The sequence below is a fragment of the Brotomerdimonas butyrica genome, from assembly GCF_025567305.1.
In the GTDB taxonomy this organism is placed as follows: domain Bacteria; phylum Bacillota; class Clostridia; order Peptostreptococcales; family Anaerovoracaceae; genus Lentihominibacter; species Lentihominibacter butyricus.
This window is the reverse complement of the sequence record NZ_JAOQJP010000002.1, coordinates 14,741-36,444: the sequence shown is the minus strand read 5'-3', so window position 1 is coordinate 36,444 and position 21,704 is coordinate 14,741. Positions and strand designations below refer to the sequence as shown.

Genomic DNA, 21,704 nt, shown 5'->3' with positions numbered 1-21,704 from the left:
GAATATAAAACTAAAAAAAGTTAACAATAGCAGTGCGGATAAAACCGCGTATCAAAACAGAGATCAGAACAGATGAGGAGGTACGATATGGTGAATGTTTGCGAGATCTTAGGAACAGAATACCCGATCATTCAGGGGGCTATGGCGAGGATCGCAGAGTGCAATCTGGCAGCAGCAGTCAGCAACGGCGGCGGACTTGGGATAATCGCAGCCGGCGGTCAGAGCGCAGACTGGCTCAGAGACCAGATAAAGAAGACAAGAGAGATGACAGACAAGCCGTTTGGTGTCAACATCATGCTGCTTGCAGACAATGTAGACGAGCTGATGGACGTAGTGTGTGAGGAGAAAGTCGCAGTCGTGACTACAGGCGCGGGAAATCCGGGCAAATATATAGCAAAGCTAAAGGAAGCAGGCATCAAGGTAGTTCCTGTAGTAGCCAACGTGACACTGGCACAGAGAGTAGCGCGTGCAGGTGCGGATGCAGTAGTTGCAGAGGGAACAGAGGCTGGCGGCCACATAGGCGAGACTACGACCATGGCGCTGATTCCGCAGATGGTGGATGCGCTTGATATCCCGGTCATCGCGGCAGGCGGCATCGCAGACGGAAGAGGTATCGCAGCGGCATACATGCTGGGAGCGAAAGGCGTCCAGGTGGGAACAAGATTCCTCGTCGCAGACGAATGCATCATACATCAGGGATACAAGGACGCGATCCTGAAAGCAAAGGATTCGTCGACAGTAGCTACAGGCAGGAGCACGGGACACCCTGTAAGAATAATCAAGAACAAACTCGCGAGAAAGATACTTTCGCTCGAGAAGAAGAATGCTCCTGAAGAGGAGATCAACGAACTCTGCACAGGCACACTCGCGGCAGCAGTTGTGAACGGAGATGCAGACAACGGAAATATCATGTCGGGACAGATCGCAGGCCTTGTGAAGAAAGAGCAGCCTGCTGCAGAGATGATAGAAGAAATGTTTAAGGAGGCGGCAGAAGTTTATGAAGATAGGAATAGTATTTGCAGGGCAGGGCGCACAGTATAGCGGCATGGGAAAGGATCTCTACGAGACTTATCCCGAAGCAAAGGCAGTATTCGACATGGCGGGAGATCAGGTGAAAGACTGGTGCTTCAACGGTGATGCGGATACACTCAAGCAGACGCACGTCACCCAGCCGACGATATACACGACAACGATGGCAGCTTATGAAGCGCTGCTCGCAGAGCTCAAAAAGCAGGGCATCGCAGACAAGCTGGAGATCACCGCACTGGCAGGCTTCAGCCTCGGAGAATATTCAGCGCTGACTGCAGCAGGAGCTATCGACGAGATAAGCAAAGGCATCGACATAGTTTCCAAGAGAGGCGTGCTGATGCAGCAGGCAGGTCTTGACGAGGAAGGCAATGCAAAGGGCGGCATGGCGGCAGGTATCGGTGACAGACAGGCGATCCTGGAGGCAGTCGAAGAAGCGAGAGAAGACGGTATCCTCGAAGGTGTGAACTTCAACTCGCCGGTGCAGACAGTAGTAGCAGGAGACAAGGCAGCGCTGAAGCGCTTCAGAAGAGCAGCAAAGGCAAAAGGCGTAAAAGCTATCCCGCTCGGAGTGAGCACGGCTTTTCACAGTCCGATGATGGTTCCGGCTGCAGAAAAGCTCAGAGACGTGCTGCTCGCAGCTGATCTGAAGGCTCCGGAGAAGACTGTCTATGCAAATGTCACTGCAGACGATATCATGAAGGACTTCGATGGAACAGATGCAGGCGCTTACCTTACAGACATGCTGGCAAAGCAGGCGATGAGCCCTGTGTACTGGGAAGAGATCATTAAGAGATTCGAAGCCGATGGCGTCAAGGCTATCGTAGAAGTGGGTCCGGGACACACGCTGACAGGACTTACAAAAAAGACATGCCCTGAGATCGCGGCACTCAATGTAGAAAACGTGGAGACACTGAACGAAACTGTGCAGAAGCTCGCAGAGATGCTTTAGGCGCGGCGCACTTTTTCAGCACATACAGGAGGACATATATGTTAAAAGGAAAAACAGCAGTAGTGACAGGCGGAGTCAGAGGGATCGGCAAAGCTATAGCGAAGATATTCTGCGAAAACGGCGCTAACGTAGTGCTCTGCTACAGGAGCAACGATGCCGAAGCCGAAAAGACTGCAGCCGAGCTCGGAACGCTTGGCACGCAGGTGTGCGTAGTGAAAGGCGACGTCGCAGATCCGGAAACCGCAAAGAAAGTCGCAGAACTGATAAAGACAGATTTCGATAAGAAAGTGGATATACTCGTCAACAACGCAGGCATCACCAACGATAAACTGATGATGAGAATGGACGCTGAAGACTTTACAAAAGTAATAAACGCAAACCTGAACGGCGCGTTTTACATGATGAAGGAGCTCTCTGCACTCATGGTCAAGAAGAGAAGCGGAGTCATCATCAACATGGCGTCAGTTTCGGGACTCAAGGGCAACCCTGCACAGGTGAACTACAGCGCATCGAAAGCCGGCGTTGTCGGCATGACGCTTTCCGCAGCGAAAGAGCTCGGAAGACGCGGCATAAGAGTGAATGCGATCGCACCGGGATTCATCGAAACAGACATGACTGCAGTGCTCACAGATGAACAGAAGGAAGCAGCTGCGAAGAACATCACGCTGGGAAGACTCGGACAGCCCGAAGATATCGCGAACACGGCGCTTTTCCTCGCCTCGGATATGGGATCATATATCACGGGACAGGTCATCAGCGTAGACGGCGGAATAATAATGTAATACAGGATTTTTCAAGGAGGAACTCAAATGGAAAGAAGAGTTGTCGTAACAGGACTCGGAGTCGTTTCCCCTGTAGGAAACAATATAGATGAAATGTGGGCGTCGATAAAAGCCGGAAAGCACGGTATCGCGCCGATCACCAGATTTGATACAGAAGGCCACAAGGTGACGCTGGCGGCAGAAGTCAAGGATTTTGATTTTGGCGACAGAAGAGCTGCAAAGAGGCTGGATATCGCGGATCAGTATGCGCTCGTCGCAGCAAGAGAAGCTGTTGCGGACAGCGGCATCGTGAGCGGGGAAAATGTTGACCCTGACAGATTCGGCATCTACGGCGGTACAGGTATCGGCGGTATCGCCACACTGGAAAGCGAAGTCACGAAGTGTATCAAGAAAGGCAACATGGCGAGAGCGTCCGCTCTGCTGGTACCTATGATGATGCCTAATGCTATCGCAGGAAATATTTCCATGGAATTCAATGCAAAAGGTCCGAGCTTCGGTATAGTTTCAGCCTGCGCATCAGGCACGCACACTATCGGTGAAGCGTACAGGAACATCAAGCACGGCTACAACGATGTCATCATGGCAGGCGGTGCAGAATCAGTGCTGGCGCCTGTTTCATTCTCGGGGTTTGCGAACATGACAGCGATGAACACGACTACAGATCCTGACAGAGCGTCGATCCCGTTTGATGTTGAGCGGAACGGATTCATCCTCGGAGAAGGCGCAGGCTTCCTGATCCTCGAAGAGCTCGAGCACGCAAAGGCAAGAGGTGCGAAGATCTACGGTGAGATCGCAGGCTACGGTGCAACATCAGACGCATACCACATCACATCGCCTGACCCTGAAGGCACAGGTGCGGCAAAGGCTATCCAGATGGCACTCGACGATGCAGGCATCAAGCCTGAGGACGTCGACTACATCAACGCTCACGGAACGGGAACGCCTTACAATGACGCGTTCGAGACGATCGCTATCAAGAAAGTGTTCGGAGACGACACGAAGGTGCCTGTAAGCTCGACTAAGAGCATGACGGGACATCTGCTCGGAGCGGCAGGAGGACTTGAAGCAGTTATCTGTGCAAAGGCTATCGTAGAGGGCTTCATTCCGCCTACGGTCGGTCTGCAGAACCAGGATCCTGAGCTCGATCTGGACTACGTTCCTAACACAGGCAGGGAAGCGGATCTCGAATACGTGCTTTCGAACTCGCTGGGATTCGGCGGACACAACGGTACTCTGCTGATGAAAAAATACAGGGGCGAATAGCCGGCAAGGAGGCAGTTTAAATGTTGATGAACAAAGAACAGATAAAAGAAGTGCTTCCGCACAGAGAGCCGTTCCTCCTGGTCGATCAGGTGGATGAGATGGAAGTCGGCAAGTCCATCGTCGCTACTAAATTCGTGACGGAAGACGAGTACTATTTTAAGGGACATTTTCCGGGCAGACCTATAATGCCCGGAGTCCTCATCGTAGAGTCGCTGGCGCAGGCAGGCGGCATCGCGGTGCTTTCCATGCCGGAAAACAAAGGCAAGCTGGCTGTTTTCGGTGCTATAAAGAATGCAAAGTTCAAGAAGCAGGTCGTTCCGGGAGACACTCTGACTCTCAAGGTGACTATGGACAGGCTCAGGACAAGCTCGGGCACAGGCCATGCAGAAGCTTACGTTGGAGACGTGCTCGCATGTAAATGCGAGATACTGTTTGCTTTCAGCTAGGTGGCGGGATTGGACAGAGAGATAAAAAAGCTCAATGACATAATGGTCAGTCTGTTCAATACGGTGCTGAAGATGGAGGAGGAAGCCATCAGGAACGCTTCGTGCGAGGATATCTCCATCACGGAGGTACATACGCTCGAGGCGATCGGCAACGGCAGACCGAGGACGATGACTCATGTCGCGAACATCCTGGGGATAAAGATCAGCACGCTGACGACAGCCGTGAACCGTCTGGTCAGAAAAGGCTATGTCAGCAGGCTGCGCGACGAGAACGACAGGAGGATCGTCAAGATAAGCCTGACTGAAAAGGGCAGGGATGCCGTAAGGGAGCACGAGGAATTCCACGAGTCGATGATCCGTGAAGCGATAGCGCAGATCCCGCAGGAAAACGTCAGGCAGTTCGTATCGTCGCTCGAGAACATCAGCAGCTTCATGATCATGCGCAGCAGCATGCCGTATGAAAAAGGCTCGGGGTTCGATCTCAGGCCGCTGCAGCTGGCAGGAAACACACTTCCGGTGCCGATCGTGCAGGCAGGCATGAGTATCGGCATCGCAGGCAAACGACTGGCGTCGGCAGTAGCGATACAGGGCGGACTTGGTCTGATAGGCACTTCGAGGATCGGATACCGCAGCGAAAACTATGAAGCAGATCCGCTGGAGGCAGATCTGAAGGCGCTTGAAGCGGAGGTCGCCGAGGCGCGAAGGATCGTGAAAAAGGCCGGCGGCAAAGGCCTTATAGGCGTGGCAGTGATGTGGAACGATCACGATGCGGGCAGATACGTCCAGGCGGCGGTACGCGGCGGCGCTCAGGTGATAGTCACCAGCGTCGAGCTCCCCAAGGATCTTCCCAGATACTGTGAAGACCGGAAAGTCGCGCTTTTGCCTACCATATCTTCAAAACGTGCGGCGGCCGTGATAACCAGGACGTGGACGCAGAAGTACAACAGGACGCCCGACGGGTTCATTTTCCAGGGACCATGTGCAGCAGGGCTGCTGGGTTTCCGCGAATCCGAGCTCGAAAAGGCGTGCAACGACCGTTACAAGATCGTTGCTGAGATAAAGGCGGAGCTGGCGAAGATCGAAAACTGTCCTCTCATAGTAGGCGGCGGCATTTTCGATAAACAGGACGCGGAGAAGGTCTTCAGGTACGGTGCGGACGGTATACTGATGGGCACCAGATTCGTCGCCACGGAGGAGTGCGACGCCGACGAATCATACAAAAGGCTGTATTTGAACTGTACGGAAAATGATGTTACAATAGTCAGGAGTCCTATGAAGACATCTGCCAGAGTGATGAAAAACTCGTTCGCCGACATGCTGGCGCGCACGGGCAAGGAGGATTACGACATAATCCGGGCCGTGCAGAAAGGCATTGAGGGCGATCATGACAACGGACTGATCTTCTGCAGTGCGAATGCCGAAAAGATCAGAAAGACAGATACCGTGGAAGATGTTTTCAGAGAATTCACCACCTGACCGGGGCGGTCCGGCTCTACGCCTTGGGACCGCATGAATAGTCTGCGGGGGCTGAAAAGCAGCCCGGCAGCGATCGTGTGACAGTCTGAACAGGCAGACGAGGCCGGGTGGAACTGATTTCAGCCAGGAGGTATCCCATGCTCAGCATCTATTACGGCAGCGAAGCGACAGACAGAGAAAAATTCATATTCGAACATGTAAAAGGCAGGACTCTGCTGCTTGTACCGGACCAGTTTTCGCTGCAGGCAGAAAGAGATGCCTTTTTTTATCTTGGAAAGAACAGCCTCATGGACCTGAGGGTAGTGGACTTTTCCACGCTGGGCTATAAAGTGATGCAGCAGACTGGAGGCAGAGTTCCCGATCTGATAGACAAGTACGGACGTCACATGCTGCTTGCCAGAGTGACTGCGGAGCTGGAAAGCGAGCTCGGTATCTACAGGGGGCTGAACAGGAAAAACTCATTCATCGATATGCTCAACACCGTGATATCGGAAATGAAGCGCTATGATGTGAGCCCTGAGGATCTCGAGGATGTGCTGGGAAAGCTGGAGGAAAGCAGCTATCTGAGCTACAAGCTCGGCGACATACTGAAGGTCTACCGGGCGTATCAGGCGCAGATCGAGGGCAGATACCTCGATTCCGAGGACTATATCTCGTTTTACGGGGAGCGGATACTCGAAGCTCCGATGATACACGAATCGGAGATATGGATATACGGGTTCGACACGTTCACGCCGAAAAACATGCAGGTGATCGAGCGGCTGATCCTGTCCGCGCGGAATGTCAATATCGTGATGACATATGAAGACGGAAAGGAGCAGTTCGAGCTAACCGGCCACGTGATGGGGCAGCTCAGGCAGCTTGCGGAGCGCAGTGGTATCGCCGTCAGCTTTGATGAGATACATGGAACGGAGAGAAAGACGGTATGGTCGAGAATCGCGCAGCTGAAGCATGGGCGCCGGGCGATCGCACACGGGACTGAGATGAGCGCACAGCCGGCAAATGAAGCGGAGTACGGCGGATTTCCGATCACGCTCGTCGCGGCTTCGAACATGTATGCGGAGGCGGAGCGCGCGGCGGCATATATACTGGAGCTGGTGCGCGAAGAAGGCTACAGGTACGGCGATATCGTCGTGGTCTGCAATGACACGGAGACGAGAGGCGGCATCCTCAGACGCACGCTGATGCGATGGGGGATCCCTGTTTTCATGGATAAAAAGCGCAAGGTGCTGCATCATCAGGCCGTCAGCTTCCTGCTGGCGCTGCTCGAGGTGATCGCTAAGGGTTATCGTGATGAAGCTGTGATGAGTCTCGTGAAATCGGGCATGATGCCTTTCAGCGAAGAAGAAAAGGAGCAGCTCGAAAATTATGTGCGTCAGTTCCGTATAAGGGGCAGCGCCTGGAAAAACGATTTTGAAAAATGCGGCGACAGGTATGACGCGGAGCAGCTGAACGTGCTCAATGCTCTGCGCAGAAATGTCGTCGACTGTATAGAAAATGCAAAACTCAGGATGGGCATCCGAAATACAGCCGGTGAAAAGATCCGCGGGCTTTACACGTTCCTGGAGCAGGACATGGCTGTGATGGAGCGTCTGGAGCAGATCATGGAAAGGCAGCAGGCGCTCGGCCTTGCCGAGAGTGCGGCGGAAACGTCGCAGAGCTGGAGCGTGATCTGCAATATATTCGATCAGATCGTGGACATCGCTGGAGAAGAGCGGATGTCCAATGAGGATCTGTTCGAGCTGATGTCGGCGGGATTTGAAGAGGTCGAGATCGGCCTCGTTCCGGTGACGGGCGACAGCGTGCTGATCGGAACGCTGCAGAGGACGAGGCTCAGTCAGCTCAAGGCGCTGCTGATCGTAGGCGCGAACGAAGGAGTGCTGCCTTTGAACAGGAGTGATGAAGGTCTGCTGAGCGAGCGCGAAAAAGAGATCCTGCAGTCGATGGAGCTTGAGCTCTCCAAGAGAGACGAGGTCACCAGGCAGGAGGAGCAGCTGGCGATATACAGGGCACTGTGGCTTCCGCAGGAAAGGCTGTACGTGAGCTGCTGCGGAGTCGACGAGAAAGGCGAGGAGTGCAGACCTTCAGAGGTTTTCACGGTGCTGAGGGAATTTGTGGAGAAAAGACATGAAAGTGCGTCATCAGAAGATGTCGAACGTCGGCATAGTCCATCGGTGTTTGGCGATTCATCGCCTGAAGATGAGCGCTCCGGCGGAACCCTGCCGTCGGAAGATGCCGAACGTCGGCATAGTCCATCGGTGTTTGGCGATTCGTCGCCTGAAGATCAGCGTTCCGGCGAAACCCTGACGTCAGAGGATGCCGAACGTTGGCATAGTCCATCGGTGTTTGGCGATCTGGGCGCGCGCGGCAGCTTTACAGAGCTGATAACTGCCCCTAAAGGCACGCTTTCTCACATGGCTGCAGCTTTGCGAGACTACAAGGCCGACGGCATGCTCGACAGAAGCTGGCTCGAAGTGATGGACTGGTATGAAAAGCATGATGAAGAAGATTTCAGCCGCGTGAAACACGGCCTTATGTTCGACAACAGACTGGAAGCGCTGGGCGAAAAGTTTGCGGACAGCCTTTACAAAGGCTACTTGTCTGCCCTTGAGGTCAGCGCTTCGCGACTCGAGCAGTACAGCAGATGCCCGTTCTCGCATTTCGTGATGTACGGGCTGAAAGCGCAGGAGCCGAGGATCTATGAAGTCGGGGCCAGGGAGATCGGCGATGTATACCACAGATGCCTGATGAAGCTTTCGCAGCAGCTGACACCTGATCGCGACAGCGGGATGGCGGTCAATGATCCGGATTCACCGTGGATGAATGTGACGAAGGAAGAATGTACGGAACGCATCCGCGATATAATACGAAGCGATTCCAAGAGCTACAGAGAAGGGATACTTTCATCGGGCAGGGAGGAGTCGTACAGGGCGGAGCGCATCGCTGAGATCTGCAGCAGCATAGCGTGGTCTATGATACAGCAGGTCAGGAAAGGCAGCATAAGATCCATGCGTTTTGAATATCCGTTCGGTACAGGCAGAGCGCTGCCGCCTGTCAGAGTGGACATCGGATCGCAGGAGGTGCTGATCCAGGGCAAGATCGACAGGCTGGACATACTGGAGGGAGTTGCCGGCAGAGATGATGAAATTTCTCATGGTGATGAATGCGGAGACGATGCCGGTGACCGTGCCGATGGTGCGTATGGGGAACATCATGAAGACAGTGTCCGTCGCGATCCGGAAGCCGAGGCGTCAGTGAGGATAATCGACTACAAGACGGGCAGCGAGACCGTGGATCCCGAATATTTCATGAAAGGCTATAAGCTGCAGCTGATGGTTTACATGAAAGCAGCCGTGGACGCGTACAACGGCAGACTCGAACCGGCCGGAGTGTTTTACTTCAAGATCCGCGACGTAGACATGGATGCAGACAGCGCCTCGCTGCCCGCAGATAAAACCGGGCTTGAGAAGAAGCTCGCGGATTCCTACCGGCTCGAAGGGATACTGCTGAATGACGACAGCCTGATAAGCTCGATGGACAGCGAGATCGACGGCTCATCGCAGGTGATCCCGGTAAAGATCAGCAAAAAAGAAGGCGTGTATGTTCCGGCGGCCGGCGGCTGTCTGATGACGAAAGAAGAATTCGCCGAACTGTACGAGCAGGTCGATATGCAGGTGAAGCGCATCTGCACTGAACTGTGCGCCGGAAACATAGAGATCAAGCCGAAACGCGAGAGCCGCAAAGACATGGAAGGCAATTACAGGATCGCCTGCAGATACTGCAGATACAGGAGCATATGCATGTTTGACACTTCATTTGACGGATGCAGATATGAGAATGTGTGATCGCTGCATTTCAGCGTCTCGTGTGCCTGAACATGAGATGCTGAAATATTTGCCGGTTTGCTGTTTGCCATTTGTCGTTTGTCGCCTGCCGCCTGTTGCCTGTCAAGAGCCTTTCGCAGTGACTGACAGTACATGGGAATTTGTCACACAGGTGTATTATAAAATTTGTATTGTCTTACTTGACGTTGCTTTTAATACATAGTAAAATACTGTTATTGATTTTCAGATTTGCCACTGTAGCTCATCTGGCAGAGCAGCACATTCGTAACGTGCAGGTGGCCGGTTCGATCCCGGCCAGTGGCTCCACAAAACTGCGGTCTCAGCATCGCAGTTTTTTTATGCAGGGAAATATCGCTGGCAATATTTCCTGCTCCGGATCTCCGGCTCTGTTAAAACTGCCGGGGGTGGTTAGCACCTTGATACATCACTGAGGGCGATCGAAAAAACTGCACCTCTTTGGAAATCCCGGCATTTACCAAAATCAGGTCATAACATTATCATATTCAGCAAAATAGCTGTAATATCGCCCATTTCAAAGCTCCTGTTTACCAAGAAACTGCTTTCACCTATGATTTCTTGGTAACTTTTTCATAAAAACCTTGGCTTTTTCGCATGAAAAATACCAAGAACCAATCATCGATTTTTCATTCTTGGTATTTGCTCCCACAAAAACACTCGAATAACTGCTGTTTTTACCAACAACAGCCATCAGGCAAGGGATTCTTGGTTTTTACATGAGCCCGTATCGCTATCGTTCGTATCCTTATCATGCACATCATTATCGCACGCAGCAGCAGGATCTAAGGCGCGGGATCGCTATCGCAGCCGGGCGACAGGCCATATTATTCAGACAATAACGCTGGTCTCACAAAGCCTGCCGTTGATCGGTGTTCGGCAAAGCCGACTTTTCTGGAAAGTCACGTAAAAAGATTCAAAAAATAATAAGGACTATTTTTGTATAGTATATTTACTTTATGTCAGAACTGTGTTATCCTTACGTAAAACAAATTAAAATATTCAAAAAAAACTGAAAAAAGGAGGTGTGCGGATGTTATTTAAAACTTCACAGCGGCATGAGGAATTCAGAGCAAAAATAAGAGAGTTTGCTGAGTCGGAATTAAAACCGATTACTTTCATGCTGGATAAAAACAACGAATTTCCTGGAGAGATAGTAGAAAAACTTGGGAAAATGGGAATCATGGGGCTGCCTTATCCGAAAGAATATGGCGGCGCAGGCAAGGATATACTGACCTACGCTATTGCGGTAGAAGAGCTGGCCAGAGTAGATGGCGGAACAGGAGTTATCCTCTCGGCACATGTATCCCTGGGTGCGTATCCGATTTTTGCATTCGGAACTGAGGAGCAGAAGAAGAAATATCTCGTTCCTTTGGCGAAAGGAGAGAAAATAGGCGCATTCGGACTTACGGAGCCTAATGCGGGAAGTGATGCAGGCGGCACAGAGACAACTGCAGTGTTCAAGGGGGATCATTATCTGCTCAACGGCGGCAAGATATTTATCACCAATGCAGACAAGGCGGATACTTATGTCGTGTTTGCAGTTACAACGCCGAATATCGGAACGAAGGGGATCAGCGCATTCATCGTTGAAAAAGGATGGGAAGGTTTTGAATTCGGAGATCACTACGATAAGATGGGCATCAGATCATCGGCGACAGCAGAACTTATATTCAATGATGTAAAGGTCCCGGAAGAAAATCTCCTGGGCAAAGAAGGCGAAGGGTTCAAGATCGCAATGAGTACCCTTGACGGAGGCCGTATCGGCATCGCGGCACAGGCACTGGGCATTGCACAGGGAGCATATGAAGCAGCCGTCGAGTATGCAAAAGAGCGCGAGCAGTTCGGTATGCCTATAGCTTTTCAGCAGGCAAATTCTTTCAAAGTCGCAAATATGGCTACAAAGCTCAGAGCTGCGAGGTTCCTGGTCTACAGTTCCGCAGAGCTCAAGGAAGCACATGAGCCTTACGGCATGGAGTCTGCAATGGCTAAAATGTATGCTTCGGATATATGTCTTGAAGTTGTCAACGACGCATTGCAGATGCACGGCGGCAACGGATTCCTAAAAGGCATGGAGGTCGAGCGTGCATACAGAGATGCAAAGATCTGCACGATATACGAGGGGACAAACGAGATACAGAGGATCGTTATAGCGTCGCATATACTCGGCAAAGCGCCTAAGCAAAATACGGCAGCCGTTAAAGGAAAAGGACCGATCACAGGTGCAAGAAAAAGAATCATGTTCAATGACGGAACGGCTGAGGACAAGGTCAATGCACTTGTTGAGGCACTGAAAAAAGAGGGGTTTGATTTTACAGTAGGAATAGATATGAATACACCTGTGAGCGAGGCGGATAGAGTAGTGAGCGCCGGCAAAGGCATTGGTGACAGGAAAAACATGAAGCTTATAGAAGCTCTTGCGATCCAGGCCGGAGCAGCAGTAGGCTCATCAAGACCTGTAGCTGAAACTCTGAAGTACCTGCCTCTTGACAGATATGTGGGAATGTCCGGACAGAAATTCAACGGCAACCTTTACATAGCATGCGGCATATCGGGTGCGGGCCAGCATCTCAAAGGGATCAGAGGTGCGACTACGATAGTTGCGATAAACAAGAACAGGAATGCGCCGATCTTCAAAAATGCGGATTACGGAATCGTGGGAGACCTCATGGAAATCCTGCCTCTGCTTACGAAAGCACTCGATAACGGAGAACCGAAGAAACCGGCGCCGCCGATGGTGAAGATGAGAAAAGCGACGCCGAAAAAAGAAGCCCCGCCATGGTCGATCAATGTATGCCAGGGCTGCGGATATGAATATGATCCGGAAACCGGCGATCCGGAAGGCGGTATATCACCGGGGACTCTGTTTGAGGCGCTTCCTGAGGAATGGATCTGTCCTGACTGCGGCGAAGGCAAGGATCAGTTCATAGAAGTAAAGAAGAGAGAGGAGGAGCAGCATGTATAATGTACGAAAGGTGACAGAAGATCTTTACTGGATAGGAGCAAACGATCACAGGCTTGCACTTTTTGAAAATATCCACCCTATACCGAGAGGTGTCTCATACAATTCATATCTGCTGCTCGATGAGAAAACCGTTCTTTTCGATACGATAGACTGGTCGTCCGGCAGGCAGTTCCTTGAAAATATAGAAGGCGTGCTCGACGGGCGTTCACTTGATTATATGGTGATAAATCATGTGGAACCGGATCATGCGGCGTCGATCGGCGAAATACTTGTGAGATACCCTGATATTACTGTTGTCAGCAATGAGAAAGCCTTCATGCTGATGAGCCAGTTCGGGTTCGGCATAGGTGATAACAGGGTGGAAGTATCGGAAGGTGATGTCATCAGCTTCGGAAAACATACGATCACGTTCGTACAGGCGCCTATGGTGCACTGGCCCGAAGCCATGGTATCATTTGATACGACAAATGGAGTCCTGTTTTCTGCAGATGCTTTCGGGTCTTTCGGAGCACTGGACGGGATACTTTTCAGTGATGAGGCGGACTTTGACAGAGACTGGATAGATGACGCCAGAAGATACTATACGAATATAGTCGGGAAATACGGGCCTCACGTGCAGGCTCTGCTGCAGAAGGCGGGGAGTATCGATATAAAAATGGTATGCCCGCTTCACGGGCCGCTTTGGCGTAAGGATCTGGGATATTTTATCGAAAAGTACGACAAGTGGAGCCGATATGAACCGGAGGAGAACGGGGTGCTCATAGTTTATGCATCTATGTACGGCAATATGGAAAGCGCAGCGCAGCGGCTCGCCTCGATGCTTACGGCAAAGGGTGTTGAAAAGATCGCAGTGTATGATGTCTCGAACACGCATGTATCTCATCTGATTGCTGAGACTTTCAAATACAGTCATATAGTGCTGGCTTCGGTTACGTACAACCTGGGGATATATCCGCTGATGCACAATTATCTGATGGATATGAAAGCGCTGAACATGCAGGATCGTACGGTCGCTATCATGGAAGGCGGATCATGGGCTCCAAAGGCAGGGGTGCTGATGGAGGAGCTGCTAGATGAGATGAAGCAGATGACGGTGCTGAATGAAAAAGTGACAGTGCTTTCGACGTTGAGTGATAGCAGTGCAGCAGAGATGGAACAGATGGCTGATGCGATAGTAGAATCTCTTGGGATTTGACGAATGGCCGGTGCGTTTATAAAAGGCGCCGGTCAGATCACTCTGAATCTGGTATGATTTACAGACGGGGCGGATCTTCTCTGATCGAAAAAGTTTTTCGCTACAGATAAGAACTGCCCTCTGTATTTCATCCTTAGAGCATTTTCAGGGCATTTGAAAATGCTGCGGCAGAGGAAAAGACGATCTGAATATTGAAAAAACGGCTTTTATGATATATAATCGTTTACAGGGGGAGAGGTCAGCCAGCAGGCATAAAAAATATGGGGAATTAGCGCAGCTGGGAGCGCGCATGACTGGCAGTCATGAGGTCACGGGTTCGACCCCCGTATTCTCCACCAGTTTTAATATGAAAGCACGTTTGAAACACTGAAATTTCAACGTGCTTTTTGCTTTCTTGAAGTTCCTCCGGTCATTCTTTGATCCCGCTCGATTCCCGTGACTTTTGTGCAAAAGCTGAAAAAAATCTGGTATTGCCAAATGTGGTATCGGGATAAAAAATATAATTTTCCTCAAAGCAAGAAAACAGGCGAGGGACACAATGCAAAAAACTCAGCGGCAGACAGGGTTTTGTGATTTTTTAGTGTTAATCAGGCATAAAATGGTTATATTAATCGTAAGATGTATGCTAATATATAGGCAGCACTTCTCGGCCCGGATTTTTATCGGTGCCGGAGATGTGCACAGAGGTGTGACCTTTACGGCGACTTTGCCGGCAAACTAATGAACCCTCTGCTGCGGGACTGCGCTATGCGCTGTCCCTGCAGGGATAACCTGATGTCGATCTGCGATCGACAAATAAATGAAAGGAGAGGCGGTAATGGAAAAATCAAAAATTTTACCACTGGCGGCAGCGGGGCTGGGCGTTGCAGCAGGAGCGCTGTCAGGACTTTATTTCAGGAGATTCAAATCACTTGCGACGATTAGACAGCTGACTTTTTACAAAGACTACAACCTGTATCGTATGGACGTCAGGCACAGATACAGTATAGATAACATCATAAAACATGATATAGAAGATGATCAGTCGTTCATAGACGCGGTTGTCAGAGAATCGATGCCGGGGCTGCCGGTAAAAATAAAAGCGCCGAACTTCGGATGCAGTGCGTTTTGCATGAAGGACATGGCAGAGCATACCCTGATGGGGCGCAACTACGATTTCAAGAACAATACATCCGCACTGCTGGTGCACTGCGCGCCGAAAGACGGATATCGTTCAGTCGCATTTGCCGCGCTTGACAATGTTTCCGCCAATGAAGCGGACCGCAGCATCAGAACAAAGATCGCATGCCTGACTGCTCCGTTCATATGCCTCGACGGCATGAATGAAAAAGGCGTCTCGATAGCAGTGCTGACTCTTGACAGCGAACCGACACGACAGCAGACCGGAAGACCAGTGATAGCAACGACCCTGCTGATAAGGCTCGTGCTTGACAGAGCAGCGACTACAGAAGAAGCGATACAGCTGATAAGAGGCTACGATATGTTCGCCACAAGCGGACGTGACTACCATTTTTATATAACAGACGCGTCGGGCGACAGCCGCGTGGTGGAATACGACTGTGACAGCCCTTACAGAGAGCTCACAGTGACGCCGGTAAGGACAGTCACTAACTTTTACGAGATGTACAGAAAGCACGTGAAGCCGAATCAGGAAAACGGTATCTACGGACATGGCAGAGAGCGTCATGACGCGATCGAGGAGATCCTCGACGAGAATAAAGAGGCGCTGACGGCTTCGGTCGCTTGGAAAGCGCTCAGGGCGGCTTCGCAGGAACCGAGGGAGGATGACGTCACCAGCAATACGCAGTGGTCGATCCTTTACAACAACACGGATCTCACGGCCGAGATAGCGATAAGGCGAGACTGGGACACGATCACGAAATATTATCTCAGCACTAACAGGATCGGCTAGAACGTGCCGGAAGCAAGGCGCAGACGGGTATCCGAACAGGGATGCAAATGCGTAGAAACGCGAATGCACAGAGATACACACAGACACATAGAGAGGAAAGTATATGACATTTTACGACAGAAAGCTGGTCAGGATGACGGCGGTCACTCCGAAGGGAGATGATGTAAAGCTGCAGCTTCCGGTGGCAGCTGTGAAGCGACTGATAGATCAGGCGGGAAAGCTGCCGCTGCCGGACGATATGGTCCAGGGGATAGACACGGCCGAGCTTATGGAAATCATCAGGACATGCTTTGAAGCCGAGACTGAAGGCGAGCTCGTCAACGTGAGCTCGTCCGGCGGAGCGAAGTTCCGAGTATCGATAGGCGATTAGAAAAGGGAGCAGGGAAAAACGGGACATGAAAATAACGATAAAAACAAAAGACACTGATATTTCGATGCCTGTGCCGCTGGCGATGGCCGACATGGCGATCAGAACAGTTCCGGACAAGGTATTCCGCAAGGCGGCGGAAAAGCTTGGCCGGCCATACGACTGCCTGGTCAGCAGAGAAATGATATCGCTGATATTTTCGGAATGCAGAGATGTTTTCAGAGGCTGCAAAGGCCTGGAAATACTGCACATCGAGGGTCATGACGGCACGTTTATCTCGATAACTCTTTAAGCTGGTGTCTTTAAGCTGGCGGGTAAAGCTATCTGATAAAAACATTTGACAAAGCTGTTTGGCATCATGCGGTTTCGTACAGGAGCGGCAGCAGGACAGGCAGAGAAAGGAACAGTAATATATGAGATCAGTAAAATTCAGCAGGATAGCGGCGCTTGTCGTGAGTCTGGTGCTGGCGGCGGCAAGCCTGTGCGCCTGCGCGTCAGATCCAGGCGGCGGTTCCGGGACGATTTCGGCAGATGGAGAGCTCACGGTACATTTCCTCGATGTAGGGCAGGCGGATTCCACTCTGCTGGTGTCGGATGGAGAAGCGATGCTCATCGATGCGGGCAACAGGGATGATGCGGCATTTATAACGGGATATCTTGCGGAACTGGGCATAGATCACCTGAAATACATAGTTTTCACGCATCCGCACGAGGATCATATCGGTTCCGGGGAAGCGGTGATCGCAGCGGTGGACGTTGACAGGATATTCATGATGGACGGGTATGATGAAGGCATCGACGCAAGCCTGAAGCGTGCGGTCGACGAAAATGGGATCGCGACGACAGCTCCGGAACCGGGGGATACAGCGCAGCTGGGAGAGTGCCGGATCGATTTTCTCGGGCCGGTGAGAGAGCACGACGATGCGAACGACGATTCGATATGTCTGAAAGTGACACACGGCGATAACAGCTTCATGTTTACAGGCGACGCCGGTTCCTCTTCCGAGAGAGAGCTTATAGAAAGCGACGCGGATCTGGAGGCAGACGTGTTCCAGGCAGGGCATCACGGCAGCAGCACCTCAAACAGCTATTACTTTCTGCGCGAGGTGAATCCCAGATATGTGGTGATATCATGCGGAAAGGACAACATGTACGGCCACCCGCACGAGGAGGCGCTGAGCAGGTTCAATGACCTCGGGGCGGAGGTCTTCAGGACGGATGAGCAGGGCACGGTGATCGCGGTCGATGATGGAAGTGAGATAACTTTCAACTGTGAGGGAAAGAAGTCGGACAGAACCTACAACGAGGATCAGCAGGAAGCGAACTACATAGGAAATGTGAATTCGAAAAAATATCACCTGCCGAGCTGCGGCGGGCTGCCTGATGAAAAGAACCGGGTGTATTTCATGAGTGTGGATGCCGCAGAAAACGCGGGATACGAGCCTTGCGGCAGATGTCATCCGGACAGATAACAGATGTGAATAATGCAGATATGTAAAAAGCTGCACATGGCTGGACACTGCAGGGTGCTTGTCATGGCAGCTTGTTTTTTGTAGAAAGGAAACCCCGCGTTTGAACGCGGGGACATTTTTTTGCTAAGATTTTTTATGTGTAAAGTCTCAGCCCACGGCTGTTTCAGCATGTTCATGCTGAAAACGATCGGCTCTGGATCGCGAGCTTTGATATATGCTCTGTTTCCGGGGCTTTTATACGGAAATCAGTTGTTCTGCAGATCGTTTATCAGTTCGTCGACATCCTGATATGTGTTGGAGTCTGTCGATGACGGATTTACAGGCGAAGGATCCTTCGATGTTCCGAAGATCAGGAAGAATATCACTGCGATGACCGCGATGGCAGCGACTACGATGCCGAACGTTATAATGGATTTCTTCAGTTTTTTCTTCTTGGCAGCATCGGCCGGGTCGAGTTCTGATGAGGCGTCTGCGTCAGCTGCAGAATCATCGGGATGTGATATTTCAGATGACGGAGCGCTGCCCGTGAAAACGATCGTGTCTTCAGCGACGGCATCTGGTTCAGCTGCAGCATCTCCGGGGACTGCTGATTCAGCTGCTTCTGCCGGTGTTTCAGCGGATTCATTCGGCAGTCCCTGTTCCTGAGTTTCTGACGGAACAGTCGCCCCGGAAAGATCTGTGTCAGCCGCAGCCACAGGTGCTGGTTCGGTGTATATATCTGCCACAGTTTCTGTTGATTGCTGATCTGATACGGTTGCATTTGCTGGCGGGATATTTTCTGTCGGAGGTGTATTGCCTGCTTTCTGTGCAGCCCTTTCAGCCTTTGCACGTTCTTTTGCAGCTTTCTTTTCTGCTTTGAGCCGTTCCTTTTCAGCCTTTTTCTCAGCTTTGAGTCTTTCCTTTTCTGCTTTCTTTGCAGCCTTTGGATCGGCTGCTTCGGTGAAAGGTGTCTGCTCGGCAGACGGTGTCTGTGTGTTCGGGTACATGTCAGGCGCAAAAGTTTCTGTCTGGGAAGTTTCCTGATAGAAAGCTGCTGCCTGCGGTTTTTCTGCCGGCATTTCCGGCGCTGTGTACTGCGTCATATGATCCACCGGCATTTTCGGCGCTGCGTAAGGAGCGGTGGTGTTTATCGGTGCTTCCGGTACAGCGTACTGCGGCTGCGTGAAATTTCTGGCCGGTGCCTGCTGTGGTGTGAAGGCTTCTGACGGTGTCTGCGACTGTGCGGCAGAGTTCTGTACGGGTGTATCTGCTGCAGGTGCAAAAGTCTGCGGAGCAGCTGCTGTGCCGGGGGCAGTGTGTTCTTCATGGTGTGCAGCGGCGCGATCATGCGCTTTGCGCTTTTCTTCCATAGCGCGTACCTGACCGAAGATGACCGCCAGCGTTTTTGCATCTTTTTCCTCGTAAGGAACAGCTTTCACTTCACTGTCATAAACAAATGTATAGACGCGGTTGAGTCTGTCGTTTCTCACGTCTGACATATTTATATAAAAGTATTCTATGCCGTCAAGTGTGACACTTTTTGTAGTAAATTGCGCTTTTTGCGCTCCGGATATTATTTCTATAGTTTTCATGTCATAAACCTCAATTCTTTGTAAAAACATTGAAAAATAGGGTTTCTAATAAATCACATCAACATTATGGTAACCTTTTTGAGCACTAAAAGTCAATAAAAAATGTGATAAAATTACAAATTAAGGAAGACAAAGCTGCACAATGATGTTATAATAAAAAATAATTGTTTATTCGCATTACTAAATAATGAGAAGAAAAAGAGGTTATAGATATGAACAAGAACGCATTGACTGAACAAAGACGTGAAACGGTTATTGGTCTTCTTAAGAATATGAACATCAAGAAAAGCACCGTTGGTGGATTTGATAAAGATGATGTATATGAATGCATGCAGAAGCTGTGTGACTTGTACGAAAATAACATAGAGGAATTAGAGAATGCCTATGAGGCAGAGATCAGCGAATTGAAAGAAAAGTATCAGAAATACGATGATAACAATGACCTGTATGTTAGCCTTATCATGGAAGCTAAGAAGAGCAGCAACGAGATAATCAACCAGGCGAAGACAGAAGTGGAGACTATTCTCACAGAAGGACGAGAACAGGTCGCAAGACAGGAAAAAGAGCTCGAGCAGATGCGTAACGGCATGGAAGCTGAAAAAGATGCGATAACAACAGAGCTCAATGCTTCAAGAGAAGCTGTAGAAGCAGAGAAGGCTGCGATGAGAGCAGAAGTCGCTGCCGAGAAAGAAAAGGCTGAAGCGCTCAAGAACAAATACAGACAGCAGCTCAACTCGATGAAAGAGGAATTTGCCGAGATCAAGACGAACATCCTGAGGACTGCCGGAAAGGTGGACAGCCTCAAGAGCAAGCTTTCTGACGATGAAGCGGTCACATGGAGCGTTACTGAAAATTTAGACGCAGTGGATTTCCCTGCAGCGGGAGATGATGTTGAAGAGATAACACTGCCTGAATATACTGCAGACGATGCAGCGGAAGTACAGACTGTACAGACTGTACAGACTGCAGATGCAGCGCCGGAGGTGCTTTATGCAGAACCGGTGGAGGAAGTACATACTGAACCGGCAGCACCGTTCGTAGTGGATTCTCCGTTCACATCGGAGCCGGTATATGAAGAACCTGTGGCAGCTCCTGTTGTTGAAACAGAGACAGTGGCTGAACAGACGTCGGAACTGAGACTCGAAGATCTGATCCCTGAGCAGGATCCTATCGCAGCGGCAGAGAATACAGCGCAGGGTATGGATTTCAATACTGTAAATATGGGTATGCCTGAAGCCGGAGCAGCTCCGCTGCCTGACGGTGAAGATTCAGGTGAGATATCTTTTGAAGGACTTGAAGAACTTTTCGGAGAAGACAAATAGTTGACAGGTCGGCAGGCTGCGCAGGCAGCATATATTGGAATATAGATTGATTGGATATGGAAGAGTTAAAAGAAAAGATACTAAAAGAAGGCGTAGCGATAGGGACAGAAGTGGTCAAGGTCGACAATTTCCTCAATCATATGCTCGATGTCGAATTTCTGGATCGTATAGGTCAGGAGTTCGGGAAAAGGTTTGAAGACTGCAAGGTGGATAAGATACTGACAGTAGAGGCGAGCGGCATAGCCGTGGCGTGTCTCACAGCGAAGTATTTCGGATATCCGTCTGTTGTCTTTGCAAAAAAAGCTGCACCGAGCACGATGATAGAAGGCGCTTATGAAGCTGATGCAAGGTCTTTTACAAAAGGAACGGTATCTAAGTTCAGAGTTTCTCAGAAATTCCTGAACGAAGGTGAGAGGGTTCTGATCATAGATGATTTTATGGCGCACGGAGAGGCGTCGATGGCTCTCACTGAACTCGTCAGACAGGCGGGCGGAGAGGTCGTCGGGATCGGTGCTGTCATTGAAAAAGGGTTTCAGGGCGGAAGCCGCAAGCTCAGAGACAAAGGCTACAGGGTCGAGTCACTGGCGGTCATAGAGAAGATAACAGACGGTGTTATCACATTCGCCTGAGCCGAACATATTTAATGCTGGGATACAGGCAGGTACGGCATATTGTCGCATCCTGCCTGCTTTTTAGTATAGAATGTCCGATACATGACGGCCGATTCTCAGGTTCGAAATTTTGCGAAATACTTCGAATTTTAGTTGACACTGTCAGCCCGAGAGGGTAAACTCAATATGTGATCATACGATCATGAATAAAAACTGCCAGTATAAGCACGAAGAGATGGACAGTGCGTTTCTACCGTAACGCCTCAGTTACGACTATTGGCTGATTTAGGAAAGATCACGGTCTTTAGTGAGATCATAAGTGCATTCTTTCGTAGCAGCGGTTGGTGCCGTAGATATTGGCAGACAGGTTTTTTTGACCTGTCTTTGTTATTGCACATGAAATATCATTTTAGATATTTCCCCGTTTAGGCAGGGTGAGCCGGTATGTCAGCGAGCCGGCGCCGGAAGTGACCGGAAGCTGGAA

General features: G+C 50.6%; 16 protein-coding genes, 2 tRNA genes and 1 riboswitch. Of the genes, 17 read left to right on the top strand and 1 reads right to left on the bottom strand.

The annotated features are described in order from the left end of the window. Window positions 1–87 precede the first annotated feature (87 nt). The 15 genes from fabK to OCV59_RS01455 all read left to right on the top strand — a co-directional run bounded on the left by fabK (window position 88) and on the right by OCV59_RS01455 (window position 17,716). Window positions 88–1,041: an enoyl-[acyl-carrier-protein] reductase FabK gene (gene fabK, locus OCV59_RS01525; RefSeq protein ID WP_147592566.1), complete on the top strand. Its 954-nt coding sequence runs from the start codon at window positions 88–90 to the stop codon at window positions 1,039–1,041. Beyond that, entirely contained in the window at window positions 998–1,978 is a 981-nt protein-coding gene (locus OCV59_RS01520) for an ACP S-malonyltransferase (protein ID WP_147592565.1), read from the top strand. Before fabK ends, OCV59_RS01520 begins: the two co-directional genes overlap by 44 nt. Window positions 1,979–2,016: 38 nt before the next feature. Beyond that, window positions 2,017–2,760 carry a 3-oxoacyl-[acyl-carrier-protein] reductase gene (gene fabG, locus OCV59_RS01515; protein WP_147592564.1) on the top strand — a complete coding sequence of 248 codons (744 nt, stop codon included), beginning with the start codon at window positions 2,017–2,019 and terminating at the stop codon, window positions 2,758–2,760. A gap of 27 nt (window positions 2,761–2,787) precedes the next feature. Then, window positions 2,788–4,023, top strand: a complete 1,236-nt coding sequence (gene fabF, locus OCV59_RS01510; RefSeq protein WP_147592563.1) for a beta-ketoacyl-ACP synthase II — start codon at window positions 2,788–2,790, stop codon at window positions 4,021–4,023. 20 nt (window positions 4,024–4,043) lie between these two features. Next, window positions 4,044–4,469 (top strand): 3-hydroxyacyl-ACP dehydratase FabZ, encoded by a 426-nt coding sequence (gene fabZ, locus OCV59_RS01505; RefSeq protein WP_262584035.1) that lies wholly within the window; start codon window positions 4,044–4,046, stop codon window positions 4,467–4,469. 9 nt (window positions 4,470–4,478) lie between these two features. Next, the gene (locus tag OCV59_RS01500; RefSeq protein WP_147592562.1) at window positions 4,479–5,945 is read left to right on the top strand and encodes a nitronate monooxygenase; all 1,467 of its coding nucleotides are present in this window, start codon (window positions 4,479–4,481) and stop codon (window positions 5,943–5,945) included. Window positions 5,946–6,082: 137 nt separating this feature from the next. Then, window positions 6,083–9,790: a PD-(D/E)XK nuclease family protein gene (locus tag OCV59_RS01495; protein WP_147592561.1), complete on the top strand. Its 3,708-nt coding sequence runs from the start codon at window positions 6,083–6,085 to the stop codon at window positions 9,788–9,790. A gap of 230 nt (window positions 9,791–10,020) precedes the next feature. Continuing rightward, window positions 10,021–10,096 (top strand) — tRNA-Thr (locus OCV59_RS01490). Between the two features lie 742 nt (window positions 10,097–10,838). Continuing rightward, complete coding sequence (locus OCV59_RS01485; protein WP_147592560.1) at window positions 10,839–12,770, top strand: acyl-CoA dehydrogenase family protein; 1,932 nt, start codon at window positions 10,839–10,841, stop codon at window positions 12,768–12,770. Continuing rightward, a complete protein-coding gene (locus OCV59_RS01480) occupies window positions 12,763–13,965 on the top strand; it encodes an FprA family A-type flavoprotein (RefSeq protein ID WP_147592559.1) in 1,203 nt (400 codons plus the stop codon). Before OCV59_RS01485 ends, OCV59_RS01480 begins: the two co-directional genes overlap by 8 nt. 262 nt (window positions 13,966–14,227) lie before the next feature. After that, window positions 14,228–14,303 (top strand) — tRNA-Ala (locus OCV59_RS01475). Between the two features lie 479 nt (window positions 14,304–14,782). After that, complete coding sequence (locus OCV59_RS01470) at window positions 14,783–15,877, top strand: linear amide C-N hydrolase (RefSeq protein WP_147592558.1); 1,095 nt, start codon at window positions 14,783–14,785, stop codon at window positions 15,875–15,877. Between the two features lie 103 nt (window positions 15,878–15,980). Next, a complete protein-coding gene (locus OCV59_RS01465; RefSeq protein ID WP_147592557.1) occupies window positions 15,981–16,247 on the top strand; it encodes a hypothetical protein in 267 nt (88 codons plus the stop codon). A 25-nt stretch (window positions 16,248–16,272) separates the two neighbouring features. Further along, on the top strand, window positions 16,273–16,536 hold the full coding sequence (locus tag OCV59_RS01460) for a hypothetical protein (RefSeq protein ID WP_147592556.1): 264 nt from the start codon (window positions 16,273–16,275) through the stop codon (window positions 16,534–16,536). Window positions 16,537–16,657: 121 nt separating this feature from the next. Beyond that, a complete protein-coding gene (locus OCV59_RS01455; protein WP_147592555.1) occupies window positions 16,658–17,716 on the top strand; it encodes an MBL fold metallo-hydrolase in 1,059 nt (352 codons plus the stop codon). Window positions 17,717–17,961: 245 nt separating this feature from the next. Here the strand turns inward: OCV59_RS01455 and OCV59_RS01450 are convergent, their stop codons facing one another. Next, on the bottom strand, window positions 17,962–19,287 hold the full coding sequence (locus tag OCV59_RS01450) for a hypothetical protein (protein ID WP_147592554.1): 1,326 nt from the start codon (window positions 19,285–19,287) through the stop codon (window positions 17,962–17,964). A gap of 212 nt (window positions 19,288–19,499) precedes the next feature. On the opposite strand from OCV59_RS01450, the gene OCV59_RS01445 reads away from it, so the two are divergent. Together OCV59_RS01445 and OCV59_RS01440 are read left to right on the top strand one after the other, a co-directional pair. Continuing rightward, a complete protein-coding gene (locus OCV59_RS01445; protein ID WP_147592553.1) occupies window positions 19,500–20,609 on the top strand; it encodes a DivIVA domain-containing protein in 1,110 nt (369 codons plus the stop codon). A 56-nt stretch (window positions 20,610–20,665) separates the two neighbouring features. Then, on the top strand, window positions 20,666–21,238 hold the full coding sequence (locus OCV59_RS01440; RefSeq protein ID WP_147592552.1) for a xanthine phosphoribosyltransferase: 573 nt from the start codon (window positions 20,666–20,668) through the stop codon (window positions 21,236–21,238). A 179-nt stretch (window positions 21,239–21,417) separates the two neighbouring features. After that, window positions 21,418–21,516: riboswitch (purine riboswitch) on the top strand. Window positions 21,517–21,704: the final 188 nt, after the last annotated feature.